At 63.4% G+C, this 16602-nt stretch carries 20 protein-coding genes; all 20 read right to left on the bottom strand.

The genetic code is table 11. The annotated features are described in order from the left end of the window. Nucleotides 1-18: 18 nt before the first annotated feature. The gene (locus ACTICP_RS11840; RefSeq protein WP_441892583.1) at nucleotides 19-234 is read right to left on the bottom strand and encodes a hypothetical protein; all 216 of its coding nucleotides are present in this window, start codon (nucleotides 232-234) and stop codon (nucleotides 19-21) included. After that, entirely contained in the window at nucleotides 231-671 is a 441-nt protein-coding gene (locus ACTICP_RS11835) for a hypothetical protein (protein WP_441892581.1), read from the bottom strand. The genes ACTICP_RS11840 and ACTICP_RS11835 overlap by 4 nt, the downstream gene beginning before the upstream one ends. Nucleotides 672-742: 71 nt before the next feature. Next, entirely contained in the window at nucleotides 743-943 is a 201-nt protein-coding gene (locus tag ACTICP_RS11830) for a hypothetical protein (protein WP_441892580.1), read from the bottom strand. A gap of 10 nt (nucleotides 944-953) precedes the next feature. Beyond that, a complete protein-coding gene (locus ACTICP_RS11825; protein ID WP_441892579.1) occupies nucleotides 954-1598 on the bottom strand; it encodes a hypothetical protein in 645 nt (214 codons plus the stop codon). Between the two features lie 81 nt (nucleotides 1599-1679). Further along, nucleotides 1680-2147 carry a hypothetical protein gene (locus tag ACTICP_RS11820; RefSeq protein WP_441892578.1) on the bottom strand — a complete coding sequence of 156 codons (468 nt, stop codon included), beginning with the start codon at nucleotides 2145-2147 and terminating at the stop codon, nucleotides 1680-1682. A gap of 9 nt (nucleotides 2148-2156) precedes the next feature. Continuing rightward, the gene (locus ACTICP_RS11815; RefSeq protein ID WP_441892576.1) at nucleotides 2157-2600 is read right to left on the bottom strand and encodes a hypothetical protein; all 444 of its coding nucleotides are present in this window, start codon (nucleotides 2598-2600) and stop codon (nucleotides 2157-2159) included. Then, nucleotides 2600-3859: a hypothetical protein gene (locus ACTICP_RS11810; protein ID WP_441892574.1), complete on the bottom strand. Its 1260-nt coding sequence runs from the start codon at nucleotides 3857-3859 to the stop codon at nucleotides 2600-2602. The genes ACTICP_RS11815 and ACTICP_RS11810 overlap by 1 nt, the downstream gene beginning before the upstream one ends. Before the next feature lie 54 nt (nucleotides 3860-3913). Beyond that, entirely contained in the window at nucleotides 3914-4678 is a 765-nt protein-coding gene (locus ACTICP_RS11805; RefSeq protein ID WP_441892572.1) for a metal-dependent hydrolase, read from the bottom strand. 30 nt (nucleotides 4679-4708) lie between these two features. Next, the gene (locus ACTICP_RS11800) at nucleotides 4709-4981 is read right to left on the bottom strand and encodes a hypothetical protein (protein ID WP_441892571.1); all 273 of its coding nucleotides are present in this window, start codon (nucleotides 4979-4981) and stop codon (nucleotides 4709-4711) included. Between the two features lie 18 nt (nucleotides 4982-4999). Next, the gene (locus tag ACTICP_RS11795; RefSeq protein ID WP_441892570.1) at nucleotides 5000-5800 is read right to left on the bottom strand and encodes a GmrSD restriction endonuclease domain-containing protein; all 801 of its coding nucleotides are present in this window, start codon (nucleotides 5798-5800) and stop codon (nucleotides 5000-5002) included. Between the two features lie 58 nt (nucleotides 5801-5858). Then, nucleotides 5859-6359 (bottom strand): hypothetical protein, encoded by a 501-nt coding sequence (locus ACTICP_RS11790; RefSeq protein ID WP_441892568.1) that lies wholly within the window; start codon nucleotides 6357-6359, stop codon nucleotides 5859-5861. Between the two features lie 137 nt (nucleotides 6360-6496). Next, a complete protein-coding gene (locus ACTICP_RS11785) occupies nucleotides 6497-6679 on the bottom strand; it encodes a hypothetical protein (RefSeq protein ID WP_441892566.1) in 183 nt (60 codons plus the stop codon). A 390-nt stretch (nucleotides 6680-7069) separates the two neighbouring features. Continuing rightward, entirely contained in the window at nucleotides 7070-7750 is a 681-nt protein-coding gene (locus tag ACTICP_RS11780) for an FHA domain-containing protein (RefSeq protein WP_441892564.1), read from the bottom strand. A gap of 11 nt (nucleotides 7751-7761) precedes the next feature. Further along, the gene (locus tag ACTICP_RS11775; protein ID WP_441892562.1) at nucleotides 7762-9012 is read right to left on the bottom strand and encodes a MinD/ParA family ATP-binding protein; all 1251 of its coding nucleotides are present in this window, start codon (nucleotides 9010-9012) and stop codon (nucleotides 7762-7764) included. Next, a complete protein-coding gene (locus tag ACTICP_RS11770; protein ID WP_441892560.1) occupies nucleotides 9009-9278 on the bottom strand; it encodes a hypothetical protein in 270 nt (89 codons plus the stop codon). Before ACTICP_RS11770 ends, ACTICP_RS11775 begins: the two co-directional genes overlap by 4 nt. Beyond that, nucleotides 9278-9958, bottom strand: a complete 681-nt coding sequence (locus tag ACTICP_RS11765) for a hypothetical protein (RefSeq protein ID WP_441892558.1) — start codon at nucleotides 9956-9958, stop codon at nucleotides 9278-9280. The genes ACTICP_RS11770 and ACTICP_RS11765 overlap by 1 nt, the downstream gene beginning before the upstream one ends. A gap of 125 nt (nucleotides 9959-10083) precedes the next feature. Then, nucleotides 10084-11175: a phage tail tip lysozyme gene (locus ACTICP_RS11760; protein WP_441892556.1), complete on the bottom strand. Its 1092-nt coding sequence runs from the start codon at nucleotides 11173-11175 to the stop codon at nucleotides 10084-10086. Further along, complete coding sequence (locus ACTICP_RS11755) at nucleotides 11175-11648, bottom strand: hypothetical protein (protein ID WP_441892554.1); 474 nt, start codon at nucleotides 11646-11648, stop codon at nucleotides 11175-11177. The genes ACTICP_RS11760 and ACTICP_RS11755 overlap by 1 nt, the downstream gene beginning before the upstream one ends. Before the next feature lie 118 nt (nucleotides 11649-11766). Further along, complete coding sequence (locus tag ACTICP_RS11750) at nucleotides 11767-13713, bottom strand: type IV secretion system protein (RefSeq protein ID WP_441892552.1); 1947 nt, start codon at nucleotides 13711-13713, stop codon at nucleotides 11767-11769. Beyond that, entirely contained in the window at nucleotides 13710-16595 is a 2886-nt protein-coding gene (locus ACTICP_RS11745; protein ID WP_441892550.1) for an ATP-binding protein, read from the bottom strand. The genes ACTICP_RS11750 and ACTICP_RS11745 overlap by 4 nt, the downstream gene beginning before the upstream one ends. Nucleotides 16596-16602 lie beyond the last annotated feature (7 nt).

Below are 16602 nucleotides of genomic sequence, written 5' to 3'. Positions count from 1 at the left end.
GGGGCTGACGCTCTCCAGTCAGGAGCGAGGCGGAAGCGCAGCCCCCACGACATCCGCAATCCAAGCGCGTTCCGGAGCGTCAACCGTGTGTCCGTGGACATCAAACTTCACGTAGTCATAGACCTCGCGCACGAGGTCATAGAGGAACTGCGCGCGGTCCTCTTCAGTCGTCTCGACGCTCTGGAGCGCTGGGCGCACCGAGCGAATTACGGCCTTCAGCTCTGGCTTAGTCATTCTGGTTTTCCTTCCCTATCAGCGGGCGGGTAGATGCGCTCTTGCTCATCCTTCTCGGGGGCGATTCCGCGCGGGCCATCAGCGGATACCCAGGCGTGCGCGGCGTATGTGATCGCAACAGCCTTGTTGGTCATGATGCTCGCCCTGCCGCCCCCGGGCTTGTAGAGGGTTACCGTCCACGCCATAACCACGTATAGCTCGCCCGCGCCAGACAGGGCATAGAAGTGATAGCCGTTTTCGTGCTGTACGGTCCGCCCCTCTTCACGGACGGTGCGCTCCCAGGCGCCGACATATTTGTGCACAGTTCCATCACTCAATCTGATGCGAACTGCGGCGGCATACGGCTCCACGGCAGTGTGGCCGGACTGGGCTTTCTGGTACTCGTCCACGGGCGTAGTGCCTATGAAACTCGTGGTGTCAACGGTCTCAGGGGTCATGCTTTTTCCCTTCCAGGTCGGTTAGTTCAGTTTGACGTTTTGCCAAGCGCAGCGGGACGGATGAGCGCCCGTCAGGCCTCAATGCGCACGGGCTCGTGCCGCTCGATGCGCGGTGCCTCTGTGGTCCGGGAGAATGCCTCACTTGTGACCTGCTGGGCTTGCTTCAGTGCGTCCGTGACGGTGGTGCCACGGACAACAATCTCGGCCGTCAGGCCGTTGTTGTAGATGGCCGCGAATGTGAAGCTCATCAGGCGCCCTTGAATCTCACCCATCCTCGTCCCCTCAGCCATGCGTCAGCTCGTCGAGCACTCGTCGAGTCTCAGGCAACTCCGCGGCGATCTCGTCAGTGCGGACAGGAGGAAGGCCCCGCTCAGTGATGAGTGCATGGGCTACTTCGAGATCGTCTCCGTTCTCGACGAGCCCTGTCCAGCCACCGATGAGACCCAGGGTGATCTTGGGCGTCTCGTAACCGGCCCTACCTGCCTTAGTGCGCAGGATGCCGACCCCCTGTCCATACTTCAGCGCTTCAAGACGGCGATGAGCGGCCGGGGTGCTCCTATAGACCGTCAGGCCGACATACATCACGGCCGCGACGATCACCGCGGCGAGCGCAGCGAACATCAGATTGACCGCGAGCGCGGAGGTGATAGCCCACATCACGACGAGGGTGACGAGAGCCGCAGCGCCGACTCCGGCGAGCAAGTGAGTGGGGGTTGCCGCGAGCCAAAGAGTCCACGGCAATAGGCGCCGGATGTCCTTCGCTGTGGCCGCGTCTAGGCGCCGCTGACGCTTGATGTATTCCCGCATAGCGGCCTTGGTCTCGTCTGTCGCGGCGCGAGTTGCCTTCTCCTGTTCGATCCGTGCGCGGATCGCGTTGAGTGAGAAATCCTCCCCGCCCGGCGAGCTGGAGTCGTTGTATTCGGTCATGGTTCCCTCCTGATGCTATTTACGCACTTTGCGCAAGTAGCTTATCGCTCATCGTGGACGTTTTGCTTGCTGGCCCTGAGATCAACCCTTGATCGGAAACTCCCAGACCGCGCGCGCTGCTGTGTCGAAGGTCGGATAGTGGCCGATCAGCTCGCGTGGATGGTGAGCTGTCCCACCGGAGGATGCTTCAAACCGTTTTTCGTCCCCTCGCGTCTGCTCCTCGATGAATCCCTGTGGGTAGTCATGGCCGGGGCGGGGCGGCATCACCCAAATGCCGGAGCACACTTCGACGAGATCATGCGACGGTCGCCACCCGAGAGGGCTACGCCTCCCCCACTCCCAGAGCCTCTGTGCGGCCTCTGGAAGCGTAGGGGCGCTGCCCAGGCGTATCCGGTCACCTGGGGAGCTTTCGGGCGTCAGACAGCGGTAGGAGCGCGTCTGCGGGTCGTGCTGGATGAATCCAATGCGGCGGCTCTTGTCAGCCATCAGCCACTCGCCGGGGCGGAGCGAAGGCGTCAGCTCACGCAGCGGCGTCCAGAACTGCACCATGCGGGAACCTCATGCCTGTTCGGACCCGTCGTCGCGATCCTCGATGATCCGTCTGACGTTCAAGCTGGCCGACAGGATGCGGGCCGCACGTCTGGCACCCCACCACTTTGTCGCGTGCATCACAACGAGCGCGATCACTATGAAAACCATCGCGACGAGCGCCCAGCTCAGGGCGAGAGGCGCGCCAGCCATGAGGTTCGGAAGCGGAAGGATGATGAAGCCAACGACGGCGACGGCGTAGGTGAGTGCTACGAAACCGCTGAAGCGTCGTTGAGTGTTGAGGCGGTCGAGAACATCCCTCTGCCGCACCGGGTCGAGCAAGTCGAAGCGCTCTCGGGGGTCGCGGTCGGAGCGCAGCACGTTTGCTGCCGCATCGACGCCGCGCAGGTATTCACTCATGGCGTCGTTCTTACCGTCCCGGTCGGACATCGCTCCGTCTCCACTCTCCGTCATCACGCGCTCCCCTCGGGGGTGGTCTTCTCGATGAGCTTGGGACGGGTGAGGGCGGTCTGCTTGATGCCCTGGTAGTCCTCGTGGGCCTTGACGGTGGCGGAGACGGTGATCTCGTCGCCCTGCTCGACTTCCCACGCCCACGCGGCGGCGGTGAACATCTTGGCGACGGTTGTCCCGCCCTCGACGATGACGAGCATGGAGGTCGTCGGGTTGTAGCCGTAGCTTCCCTTGATGGGAACGAGGCGGGTCACGGTGCCGGTGACGGCGATCTTCTCCCCCACGGTGCCCGCGTACTGCGACTCAGCGCGCTGCCGGGCGCGCTCTTCGGCCTCAGCTTTGCGCCGGGCGGTCTCGCCGGTCATCCGCTCGTACGCGGCGACGGCCGAGACGACGATCCCGAGGTGGCGGTGCTCGACGTGCGCGGCGCGCAGGCAGGTCTTCAGATTGGTCACGTAGTCGCCACTGCCGTCCAGGCCCTCCAGCAAGGCTGGGATGATTGTCTTCGCCATGTCCGAGGCTGTGGCGATCTCCGGGGCGACTTCCTTACGCAGCTCGCGGTCAGCGCGGCTCTTGCCGTACAGGTAGGACGAGACGAGATCGCGAGTCGCGGTCTTTCCGGGGTAGGCCGCAGCAGCGGGAACCCAGCCGAATTCACGGCTGATCGCCCACGCGACCGCGACGACCGTCTCAGGAGAGTACTCGGGGCCGCTGGAGGTGAAGCCCCCGAGGAAGTCAGCCAGGTCGCGGCGCAACTCGTCGTCACTGATGAAGACGGGCTTGCCCGTCCAGCCCGTGAAGTCTTTGATGCATGTCGAACCGACCTGGCGCGTCTCGCCGGTCTCGGCGTGGCGGACGAGGTAGGTGTAGCGACGATTGGCGCGAACAGTGTTGCAGTGCTCACAGCGGCCAGGACCAAGCGTGGAGCGGTCCACGCCGGTCTCTTCGACGCCAGGAGCGGAGCGGATCACGAAGTCGTGCCCGTCCTCGGTCTCGATGGTGTCTACCGCCGCGAGAAACTGCCAGCCGTTGTACCTCGGGGCCTCTCCCGAGATCGCGACATCCACAACGACGCGAGTCCGGGGAAGGCCTGCCTCGTCAGTCTCGGTGATCTCGCGCGTCACCCCCGTGACCTCGATTCGGCCGGTGAAGCCTCGCTTTACCGCGCGGCGGTTGATCGCAGCGGCACGATCCTGCGTCGCCGCGAACTCTTCCTGCGTAAGAGTCCAGGTGATCTCTTCAGCGTTCGTCGTCTCGGTCATGATTCGATACTCTCACTACTGCAAGCATCTTGCAAGTGTTTTGCTTGCATCTTTTTACATGAGCCCGAGAAGGGTGAGAACGGCGGTACTCGCCCCCCAGACGGTGTAAGCCACGACGGCGAGCATCGCGAGCTGTTCGCGCCACGATCCGGTCGTGCCGAGGATCGGGAGCGCGAAGCCACCATAGGAGAGCCAGAGCGAACCCCAGACTGGATGCTTGCTGAAGCGCTCGGGCGGGGTAGGCATGAAAGGCCACAGCCACGGCACGCCGCCCACGGTCAGGGTGTCTCCAATCAGGTGCACGAGATAGCCGACTGCGACGCAGAGCGGGAGCCAGACAAGCACTGTGGGGAGCAGGTAGCCGAGGGCGGCACCCGAGGCCAGTCCCGCGATCCAGGCGATGAGCCACGAGGACGCGAAGCCGAGGGTCTTGACGCCGAAGGCAACGCAGACCGCGACGACAACGGCCGCGCCGAGCCGGAGCGGTCGGTCCCAGCCCTCCGGGGTGATCGTGAGAAAGCGCAGACCGTAGACAGCGAGGGCGATCCCCAGCACGGCCAGGAGCGAATGCATCCCTTTGCGGTGACCACCGGCAAGAGCGCCGAGCGCCCCGGTGACCACTCGACCTCCGGGGAAGGCATAGGCGACGGTCGAGCTGGGGTGATCGGCGTCAGGCAGGAGGGCTGCCCCGGCACAGACAACGGACCCGATGAGCACTTCGGCCGAGCCGAGCGGCATGAGCCCGAGCGCGGGCACCGTGGTGGATGTCACCGCGATCCACGCGGCGGCTCCCGTGAGCGCGTGCGAGGCTCCCATCATCAGCCGGTCCCCCTTTCTCGATCCGCTCGCCTAGTCGTCGTCGGAGCGTGCGGCGCGCTCACGATGCAGCCGATAGCGCTCTCCCTCGGCATCGGTGACGATCTCCACGACGGCCTGCGCTGCCGACTCGGGGGAGAGCCCGTCATCAAACCACGTCCACCAGACGAAGCGCGGATCATCAGGCATGAGATCGGAGGGTTTGCCGGTGAACTCGTGGAGCCACGAATCCACCTCGCGCATCCAAGCCCGGAAGCGCTCTCTGCGCTGCTCCCGCATTTTCTCGTCCCCTTGCAGATTTGGCATGGCATTCCTTTCGTGAGGTCATTCGGCGCACGAGGTGAGCTTGCTCACCAGCGCGTCACGTTCGCTTGCGGTGACGGCCAGCTCGTAGGAACTGACGATCTCGGCGTAGTCGAGAGCCCAGAAGCAGGCGTAGGCCTCATTGGGGGGCCACCACTGCCCCGGCCCGCGGTTGCTCTTACTGTTGTTCGTCGGGCCGTCCACCGCGATGAGGTTGTCCAAGTCGTTCGCAAAGATGAGCCGCTGTTCCGGGGTCCACCGCCACGCTCCCCCAGCGTGCGCCTTCTCCTTGCTCACCTTGTGGTCGATCTGCACGCCGGGGCTGCCGGGGTTTCCCGGCTCAGCCACGCGGTCATGCTGGAAGGTGATCGTGGTCGCGGTGTAGGGGTCGTAGAGCGTTCCGGTGAGCACCGTGCACCCGTCATCGTCGAACGTGATGTCCACCATGTCGCGTGCGAGCACGTCGTCGCGCTGCCGACAGCCATTGCCGTCCGTGTCGGCCCATCGTTGCCCGAACGTATCCGAACGGTACTCAGGCATGTCTGGATCGGGCTCGATGAGCGGGAGCTGCGCGGCAAGTGCGGCACCCTCGGCGTACTCGGGAATGGCGGGGGCCGTCGTGGGGTCTGCCGTCGCTGTCGGTGCACTTGTAAGCGCAGGCGTCACCGGGGCGCTCGGAGTCGTCTCAGGTGATCCATCCGGGGCGAGGGCGAGCATCAGTCCGACGAGGACGGCGGCGGCTACTGCGGCGCTGCTCGCGGCGACTTTTGCGCGCCGCCTGCGCGTCGGTCCTGGCACGAGGCCACTCCACCAATTTCCCATGACTCCATCATGTCATGCGTGCAAGCATTTCGCAAGTAAGTTGCTTGCGCGTATTGCTCTAATCGGCATTAGCCGGCATCGCGGCCAGGTAAGCATCGACGAGCGGGGAGCCGTCGTCGTAGTCATCGACATAGGCACCCGCGGAACGGTCATATCTTCCGTCTACGGCCGCAGGGTTATAGGCCATGAAGACGACATCCGGGCGACCGTTGTTGAACGGCTGATAGGTCGGATAGTCCCAGCCATCCGGGGCGTAGTCATCGTTCCATCGAACGCGGGCGACGGGGACAAATCCCGCACGGGCGTAGACGCTGGGGAGGATCGTGTCATAGCAATCGAGACGTCGTCCGCCCTGCTCGACGGCTGCTGCCATCAGCGCCTGTGCAGACCCTCGGTGCTCACTATCGCTGTGGACAAACACGCTCACGATCTCGTCCCCTTTGAGCGCGAATCCGGCCTTGCCGTCATCGGTCGTGAACATCCGCATGTCGCGGTACTCGTCCGAGTCGTAGACGTAGACCGAGGCGTGGAACCTGTTGCCTTGCCTCAGCTCTTCCATCGCACGATGGAACCCGGGAGCCGCGTCCGGTTGCAGCTCGTAGACCTCGGGCGATGCCTCGCCCCGAGAACGCAGCTCATCCCGACGAGCATTTGAGGGGATGCGGCGGCGAGCCCTAGTCTCGACGCCGCCGATATTCAGTAGACGCCCATCTCCATCGCCATGAGGATGTTCTGGTCCGGCCACTCCGCCCGAATCCGATCCGCCTCTTCCGGCGCCGTCTCCGGGGTCAGCCCGTAGCTCCGGAGGAACGTCTCGCGATCCTCGTCCGAGAGTGTCCCCGCCCTGAAGTCGGTAGCCACCTTCACCGTGGTTGTCATCGCTGCTGCCCTCCCTTGCCTTCCGTGCCTGTTCTCTCGCGTTCGCCAGCTCGTGCGCTCTCAGCTCTCGCGCCCGGTCCAGTCGTTCCGTCAACTCGATTCTCGCATCCTCGCTGGCTTCTGTCAGCGCAGATTCGATTTCCCGTTGTCCGGCCGGGGTCGAGTCGTAGAGCGTTTGCCAGTGCTCCACCCGCTGATCGACGTTCACCTTGCGCTGCCGCAGGCGAGCGTTGGGCTCTTCTCCTGCCGCCAGGATCAGCGCATCGACCTCCGCCTGGCGCGCTAACGCAGTATCGCGTGCGCGACGTGTGTCCGTCGAACATCGCGGGCCTCCAGGTCGGCACATAAGTCCACATTATTGCGGCCTTTTCTCGTCCCCTTTGCGCAGGCTCATATCGACACGAGAAAGTAGACGCTCCCCAACTCGACAACGTTCCCCGGAACGAGTGTGTATGTGAGCGCAGGATCGCACTCAACTCGCTCCGAGCCTCGATGAATGATCGTGCCGTTGGCCGATTCGAGGTCTTGAACCCACAGCCGACCGTCCTGCTGCTGCCCGAACGCCAGGTGAGTGCGCGAGACGGTGCGGCTCGGGTCGTCCACGACCACAAGGTGATCCGGCGACTGACCCTCGATGTGAGGGGCGCGACCGACGAGCCCCGTCCCCCAGATAGTCGATTCATTCCCGTTGTCGAACCGAAGATGCCACGCACGAGCCCCTGAAGGGGGCCGTGAGCCCCGATCCGCCCTCGGGGGCACTTCCTCCCAATGTGGCATCGTTTGGAGCCTCAGAGGCGGCAGGACGGCCGTCTCAGGGACTCTCACCCGCTCACGCACCTCTTCCGCGCGACCATCCGGGTAGACGATCACCTTGGAGTTACCCGCTCGGTCGGTTGCATCGAGAACCACGGCGCTGCGTGTCTCCTGCGCATGAGCCAAGACAGCCCGCATGATCGCGCTACGCGCTACCGCCTCGTCAGCCTCCTGAATGACGCGGGTGAGATTGCCGATGGTGAGACTCCCTCGGCCATCGGATTCGAGAATCGCCGACGCGGTGAGCGTAGAAGCCACGGTCTCGCCCCTCACAGACCGTCAACGATGGCCGCGGTGGCACGCCGGTACGCCTCCCGTGTAGCGGGGCTCAGCCGGTCATAGTCGATCTCGCCACCCTCGTTCAACGCAGGGTCGTAGGGAAGGACAATCACCTCACGGAGGTAGTTGAGCATGTGTTCCCGGAACCGCTCTAGTCGAGCGGCTGCGCTCTTGCGCTGTTCGGCCGAGGTAACGGGCATTTCGGAAATGATCACGATTCCCCTCGCGAGTCGGTCCATGTGCCCTTGCTTCACCAAGACATCCACGGTGCTCGTCGCGATGGTCGTCGAGTCTTCCTTGTTGAGGGCGACGATCACGATTTCGTCGGATTCCTCCATCGCCGCCTGCCAGGTCGAGGCGTTGCTCGCGTTCCCCGTGTCCACGATGGTCAGGTGGTAGAAGTTCCGCAGCACCTTGTGGAGCTGGGAGAACGCCGCACCATCGATCACCGAGCGCGACATCCCCTCGTCCTGACTGGCAAGCACATGAAATTTGTTCTCGCCCTGCGGGCGAACGTAATTGATGAGGTGCTGCGCATTTGCTGGGCTCACGAAGTCGTCGATGTGCTCCAGGAGATCGACGGCCGTGTGCTCATGACTGGCGCGAATCGCCCTCTCTCCGAGCGTCCCTGAGTTCTCGTTGTTGTCCCAGACGAGCAGGTTCCCGCCACGCTCACGGCCGAGCGTGGCGCCGATCAGGTAGGCACACGTCGTCTTGGACGATCCGCCCTTCAAATTCGCCAGAGTGACCGTCTTGTGCCCAAGGAGTCCACGCTGGATAGAGGCCTTCCCAGAGCGCGCATCCACCTCGGGGGCACCAGGATTGAGGCGGAGTCGTCCGAGCGAAAGTCGATTGAGGAATCCCTGCCACCCGTGCTCAGCCGGAGCGGGCGGCGCCGGGCGCCGGGAACGTGCAAAGTCTCGCGCCGTGCGCAGCTCACGCCGGGAGGCGACAACAGGAGACTCTTCGGGCTCCGGGGACGGGGGCACAAGCTCGACGGGGACGACATCGCCATTGGGCTGCACCTGAAGCACGGCCGTCCCGCTGTCGTCGATAGCTTGTACGGTGATGGGCTGACCCAGCTCACGGGCACGCTCTGCAATCACCTTGATGGCCTCTCGCATCACCTCGGCCTCGTCACTCGCCGTGACGGTGCTGTGCTCGCCCGCGATGGTCACGATGGCGGTCCCGTCACCGCGGAGCAGGGCCGTCGCTGTTGTATCGGTCTGCGTGGTGGTCATTTTCTCGTCCCCTTCTCGCGGGTGTTACTTACTGCGGCGAGCAGCGTCACGATGACGTTGCTGATCTGTCGTTCCTCGACCTGCCATTGCTCGATGTCCAGCCCCTTCGCTGTCACCGCGCGGGTCGCTGTGCTGTGCTCGATGCCACGGACGGCACTCTCCAGGCCCGCCCGCTGGAGCTTCGCCCAAAGGTGCTGTTGAGCGATCCTGTAGGCCGTGTCAGCGTCGGGTGCCTCTCCCGACGCGAAAACGTAATCGAGAGCCATCATTCCCCCGCCACGGTGAAGGTCATGACCTTCGCGTCGCCGTTAGTACAGGTGTTCACGGGCGCATTCTGGTCGTTCTCGACAGTCTCGACGATGACGCGATAGACGCCGGGAGCGTCAGGGGTCACGGTGAAGCGAGCAGTGGGAGATATCAGGCCGTAATCGAACTCCAGCGGAGCATCCATCACTTCGGGCGAGTTTTCGCAGCTCGCCGCGTCCGCCTCTGGCGCTGAAGACCACGGCCCCAGAACGGTCGCCGTTCCGGTCACCGGCACATCCGTAGGAGTCGATGTGATCTCCACCGTGATCTCTCGGTCCTCCCCGACTGGGGTGGTCTCTTGACCGGTGAAGACACTAACGCTGGTCGCGACCTTCACCGTGGTGTAAGCATCGCCGCACGGGGTGACGTAATCCCCCGCTGAAAGCACCCAATACGTCATGCCGGTGATGGTCCTGAAGTCAATGGGCTGATACTCTCCACTGCCATCCAGCGTCAGCTCTCTGGTCTCCACATTCGAGGATGTGCAGTCGGGCTCGCCCCCATCCCAGCCCGCCTGGTAGCGATAGATGGTCGCCCTGGTTCCCTCTTCGAGCGGACCGCCGTTCACCTCCAGGCGCACATTGGGATCGTCGGTCGTCTCGGGCGCACGGACTGTCGGAGTGGGGGCGGGCTCTTCCACGGGCGTGCTGGAGCCGGAGGGCTGAGGCTCCGACGACGGGATCGTGCAGCCAGCGAGGCCGAGTGCGAGCAGGAGGGCCGTAGCGCTGAGGGCGATGGTCTTACGAATCATGATGGGGCTCTCTTTCACTCTGCGTTAGGGCCGAAGTCGATCCCACGCTCGGCCATGAATGGACGGGGGTCGATTGGAACTCCGTCGATGTGTACCTCGAAGTGCAAGTGACATCCGAAGGAGTTGCCAGTGTTACCTTCCGCCCCAATCGGCTGCCCGGTCTCCACGGTGTCACCGACCGAGACTTTCCGTCCGTCCCAGGGCATGTGCCCGTAGAGGGTGGCGGCGCCATCGGCGTGATCAATGACGACGGCGTTGCCATAGCCGTAGTAGCTTCCAGCCACGCGCACGGTCCCGCTCTGAGCGGCATAGATGGTCGCGTCGCAGCCCTGCGGGAGGTCAATCCCCTCATGCAGACGGCCATTGCGCTGTCCATATTCAGAGGATGCCGTGGTGCCGGGCGCAACGGGCGATGTCCAGCCGTCTGTACCGACATTGGGATTCTTGTCACAGTCCTCACCGCCGCCGGACCCGCCACCAACATCGAGGTTGTAGTACCGCTCGGCGTTGCTCATCCTCTTCTCGATCTGGTCATTCCCAGAGATTTCAAACTCGTCATCCCAGAACTTCGCCCATTCCCTCGCGCTCTTCTGGTCGCTCGCGATCATCGCTTCCGAAACATGCTTGTGAGTGGAGTTCAGTTCCTCCGCGAGCCACTGCATCTGAGTGGTTGCGTCGTCCCACGCCTTCCCCTTGGATGAGGCAAACTCCTGAAGCCCGGTCTTCCGCCCTCCGAGCCACTGGAAGAGACCGGATGCACCAATCTCGTTCACGGCGCTGGGGTTGAACCCGGACTCTTGCATGACGTTCCCCGCGACGCCAGCGGCCTGTTCTTTGCTCATGGGTTTGCTGCTGAGACCCTCAAAGCTATTGGTCATCAGCCAGGTCATGAAGGCGGTTGCTTTGGCGTCTTCTGTGCCCTCTAGAACAAGCTCCCCCGCTTCACCTCCTGGTGTGCAAGGCCCATCCGGAACGGAAATATTGACGCTGCCCGAGGCGACGGCCGCGATGACAAAGACCGGCCCGAGGATGCCAGCGGCCAGTACGAAGACGGCCGCGATGACGAGCGCGATTTTGAGACGGCCGATGCGGGCAAAAATATTCATCAGCCCGGCTCCACCTGGACGAGCTGGGCGACGCGCTGCTCTTGATCGACGAAGTCAAGTGTCACGCGAAGCTCGATTGTCAGGTTGGTATCGGTGAACTGCACGCGCGCGTTGCCCGTCCAGGTGTGTCCGGATGGAGTGGCGTCCGCCCACTCGATGCTGCTGACCGTCAGCGTGTCCGCCTGTGCCTGCGCCAACACATCACGACGTACCTGATCAACTTCGTCAACTGCGAGGGGGTCGATGTACCCGCGCCATGCAGCGGTGTCGAGGAAGACGTTTTTGATCGCGTTCTCCGCTGTCACTTCGGGGTCGGTCTTCTCTTCGGTTTCTGACGAACTGCCCGGTGCAGGCGTCGCGGTCGCCTCGATCCATCTGACGGTCGGGGTCGGTTCCGGCGTCTCGGTCGGCCCAGCCGTGGGACCGGTCTCTGTACCCCTCACTGATTGCACCATCGCGATAGCGACGATCACGAGGACTGCGGCGGCGACGGTGATAGCGAGGTTGCGCTTACGGCGGAGTGTCCACCGCCAAATGTCACCCCAGAGCGCCGCGACGAAGCGTGCGAACTCGGCAAGGAAACTGCGCATGTCAGTCCCCCCTCACGGAATACTCTTGGTCGGCCGCGCTCTGGTTATAGGGCGTCTCGACGGTCGTCGCGGACTCTCCAGGCACGAAGATGTTGGTCACGATGCGGCCTTGCTCGAACTCAGGTTCGATCAGCTCGCTATTCCCGATATCGCTGGGCATCATCACCGTCTCGCCAGGATCGACGGTGATCTGTTGCGGCGACTGGCGCATACTCGGCGCATCAAGGGCCTCGATCTGTCCGGTGCTCTCTTCGCCGGACGACTGGCTTTTGCCGGTGTCGTGCGAACGATCCGGGGTCTTCGCCCATGCCGGATTGATGTTAGGCGCCTGTTTCCATCCGGGGTGAACCTCTCCCCCGCGGTCGGGTCCACCGTGGGCGCGCTCGACGCGCTCAATCCTGCGTTCTGCGGCCTTCTCCTGTTGCTTCTCGCGGCGCTTGTTCTGGTGGTTCTGCCACATGTTCGCGCCCACTCCCACGGCGGTGCCTGTGGCGAAGCCGACGGCTGTTTTAGCAGCATTTGCGGGGGCATCAGGAGCGTTAGCCAGCTCCGCCGAGACCTGGCTGCCGGTCGCGAGCTTTGTCACCGACCGGTAGGGCTTGCTCAGTTTCAGTAGCAGGAACGTGAGCAGAAGCGATAGCAGCGTGGTCGCAATAATGTTCGTCGTGTCCATATAGAGCCGCATCGTGAGCACGGTGTGAACCGCCGCGATGATGCCGAACACGATCACGTTGAAGACCGAGGCGGCGACGATCTTCACAGCACCGACCGCGGCGCCACGGGTGGGCTCTGGGATTGCCAGCGCTGCGAAGATCGGCCCGAGGATCGGGACGAACCGGAGCACGAGAAGGCCCAGGAAAATGTATGCCTCAGCCGGGCCACGGATCAGGAAGATAATCGTCATCATGACCATCGAGATCGCGCCCGCACCGGCCCTGTTGTAGGACTGCCCCTTGATCGTCTGGTACTGATTCGCGATCTGGTCGTTGTTCTTGACGGCCTCCACGGCCTCGTTGTACTCATCGCGCTTGTCATCCACGCTGTATCCCTCGCGCGCCTCTTGCCAGCCCACAGTCGCGGCCTGGAACATCGACACCGTGGTGTCCATGCAGTCGCTTGTGCCGGTCTGCCCCATGCGCCACATCGGTTGCAGGATGCCCTCGTTATAGAGCACCGCGGTTGCGCTCTCGTAAGGCGCCGCCGCGAAGCTGCACACGTCGCTGCTGTCACGCTCTTCGGGTATCTGGGCGTACTGAAGTGCTGCCGCATCCACGGCGCCGATGATCGACCCCGCAACCCCGTCCATCGCTTTCGCAACCGTGAGCGGAGCTGTCTGCACGAGCGAAATGAACGCAAGTGAGCCCAGGATCGCGACAACCGTCATCAGCGACGTGCGCACGCTTCGGGTCAGCGACGCCACGAGAACCGTGATACCCGCGAAGACAAGTAGCGCCCAAGCCCACTCCCCGAAAACAAGATCGACAGTGATCGTCGAAAGCTCGGTGATCCGGTCGTCAATCGGCTTCAGAATCGGGCTGGGGTCCATCGTCCAGTTGTGAAGCGCAGAGAGGATCGCGGCTTCTCCGACCGCGAGGCCCATGAAGGCGTTGCCGATCCAGGTGTCGATGAGGGCCATAACATCGGGCATGTTCCAGTCGCCCGCGATGTCGCAGGTATGCCAGAGAAAACCGCTCCAGCCGTAAACGTCGTAGTTATTCAGCCCCGAGTACGTGTATCCGCCCGGCAATTCGCCGTAGACCACTCCGGGGTCGGGGTCGATCATCCCGAGCACGCCTGATCCGGCGTGGTCAGGGACTCCATCAGGCTTGCACTCAGCGAAGGCCGGAGTGGAGGGAGCGAAGACAACCATGATGGCGACAACCAGACCAACGAGGCCGAGCGCGACGAGCACCCGGCGAGCGATGCTGGGGACAGCGACAGCTCTCATGCTGCATCGCCTTCCTTCTCCCCCACAGGTGTGTCATAGGCGCCAGGACGGGAGTCGAGAGCTGCTTTGAGGGCGGGAAAGGAGCTGAGATCAATGACGATTCGCTCAGGCGAGTGCCGACCGTCCCAGAAGATGAAGTGCCGGGGCGAGTCGTCCTCGGCTGTCGAGCTGACCATCTTCCCGTCGAGATCACGGGTGATCTGCTCCCGCTGCTTCGGAGGCCGCAGTGTCTTCAGGATGGCCTCGTAGCCCTGCCCGACCGGCGCCCGGAGAATCTTCAGCGCGGCGGCGGCTTCGATCTCGCCCTCGGTGTGCCCGATGAGGGCCGCGCCCACGAGGTTGCTCAGCGAATCAACCGAGCTGGAATCCACGTCAAAGTGGGTCACGTTCTGAGAGCAGAGAATAGCCCGGAGGTTGAACTTCCGCGAGTCGGTGGCGGTCTTGGTCATGAGGGTCTTCCCCGCACTTAGCGAGGTGATCGTCTTGCCCTCGTCGATCAGCAGACCCTTCCTCCGACTCGGGCTGCCGAGGTAGATGCGGGACTGCACGAGCCATGCAGCGAGGGTCATGATTGACATGGAAAGCCGGGTGCGCTCGTCGATCTTGTCCATAGCGATGTCCTGCTCGCTCGGGACCGCCATGCCATTGAGTGTGTAGACCGTCAGCAACACGTCGTCTTCCTCGAACTCGTCGAGGGGCGGAGCATCAGCGGGCGGGAAGATCAGCTTTCCCGTGGGCGTCTGCGCGATCCGGTTGTAGATGTAGACGAGATCACGCGCCTTGATGCGGTGCTCGGACTGAAGATCATTGTGAATCTCGCCGTTCGCGATCTTCTCCAGCGCTGTGAGCACCTGGGTAGGCGACGAGTCACGCAGTGGCGGCACCTCTTCGAGTGCGCGGGTGAGAACCGAGTCGGTGACAGGGTTCTCACGCTGGGCACGAGTGAGGAAGCTGTACAGGATGTCATTCATGAGGCTGCGACGAGTACCCTGTGCATCCGAAATCTCGCGCTCCCACTCGACATCACCTTCTTGCCCATCCGGGAAGTGTTCACGACGCGGCTCAGCTACGACGCGATACGGCGACAGCTCGCCAGCACGGCCCTTCATGAGGTTGATGTAGCGGGTGTGTCCCTCCAGCTCGGGGAGCTTGCAAAGACGCCCGAGACGGTCGGAGGGGTCGAGAACGCTCCATTGCACGCCGGACATGGCGCTCTGCGCAACGATCCAGCCGGAGACGTTGGTCTTTCCCGAGCCGAGTCCACCGGCACAGATCAGAAGCCCGGAGCGGTGGCGCAGCTCCATGTCCCAATGCGGATGCCAGGCGACCGCGCGCATAGCGCTCCCGGCTGTGTAACCGAGCGTGATACCGCAGCGGTCCCCCACCTCAGCCGTGCCGTGGGGGATGGCCGCGCCGAGCGTGACAACGGACATACGGCGGCGGTGTGCAGTCGTCGCCAGCGGCTCATTCGGGATGAACTCGCGTGCACAGTGGTACTGATTGGGCGTCTCGACGAGATCAGCCCGCGCTCCATAGACCTGTTTAGCCTTCGCGACACGATCACTAAGCAGCTTCTCGTTCGGCGCCGAGATCGCAACTCGATACCAGCCCACGGTACGAATCGCGGACCCGCCGTGATCGGACTCCAGCTCTCCCTGGATGCCGGAACCAAGGGCGAGCTGACGGTTGAGCGACGGCGGAGCCTCGATCTGGTGCTCATCGACGTAGTGCTTCATTTGGTCACGAATGAGATCCATCCGCCCGCGAATCCAATTCTGTGTCTTCTCTTCGGGCACAACGTCGATGGTCGCTACCCACTCGACCGGGAAACCAAGCTTGTCGGTGCGCTGCATCCATCCGGTCTGATTTTGCTGAGGGATCGCCTGATCGCTGAGCCGACCGAGGGTGAGCACAGTCACCTTCATTTCGAGCTCGTCGTCCACACCAGGCACTTTCCCGCTCACGGTGATGTGCTTGCGCATCGGGTCACCTGTCCAGTGCGCCATCGCCTCCAGCTCCGGGATGTCTTCGCGCTCGTAGTTGGCGACGGCACCGATCCGGGGCATGGGGAGACCAAGCGCCACCGAACGGCGAATGAGCCATTCCATGTCTTCGGGCGTGGCGGGGGTTGTCCGCAAAGACGATGTGGCGAGGCCCTGCCCGATCCCCTCGATGGTGCTGCGAAGGTGGTTCAGCTCGCGTGGGGCATCGTTGCTGTAGGACCGGTAAGTGCTGATCCTTACTCCGAGATAGACGAACTTCTCGCTGAAGCTCATCGCTTGCATGTGACGCTGCGTGTTCGGCAGGTAGACGTTCCCGAAGGCATCCACGGGGTTCCCCGCCGCCTTGGCGTCGTCGTAAGTGTCCCGCGCCCACTGACGCACCGAGTACGGCCGCGTAGATGTCCGCACCCGTATGCGACGCCCTTGGAGAGCCGCATACGCGACGGCATCAGAGTTGATCGTGGACTCGATCTCGTCGATGGGAGAGAAGCCCAGGCTCACTCCGGCGACCACGTACCAGGCCCATACCTCGGTCGAGTCGAACGTGATGTGTCCGAGTGTTTCCTTCAGCCGGAGCTTATCGTCACGTTCTACGCGCGGCTTATCATTGCGCGGCTTGATCTGCTTGGCGTGCTCACGCGCCGCCTCACGCTCTGCCGCCTGTGCGGCGCGCTCCGCTTTCCGGTTCTCACGAGCAACCTTGGATAGCGAACCGGCCATCCGACCGGCGCTACCGCTGGCAGTTTCCAGAGCACTCCGACGACGCTTTTTCGTCCCCTCAGCGTTCGCTGCCTCAGCCTGCTCCAGGTTGTAGCGTTCGCCCGCCTGCATGGCATCCAGCCAGCGGGAGGTTGTGCCGGTTTCTCTCGGATCGCTCATCGAATGT

Source organism: Microbacterium sp. (assembly GCF_052102115.1).
Taxonomy (GTDB): Bacteria; Actinomycetota; Actinomycetes; order Actinomycetales; family Microbacteriaceae; genus Microbacterium.
Note: the sequence above shows the minus strand (reverse complement) of the source record. Positions and strands in the feature narration are given on the sequence as shown.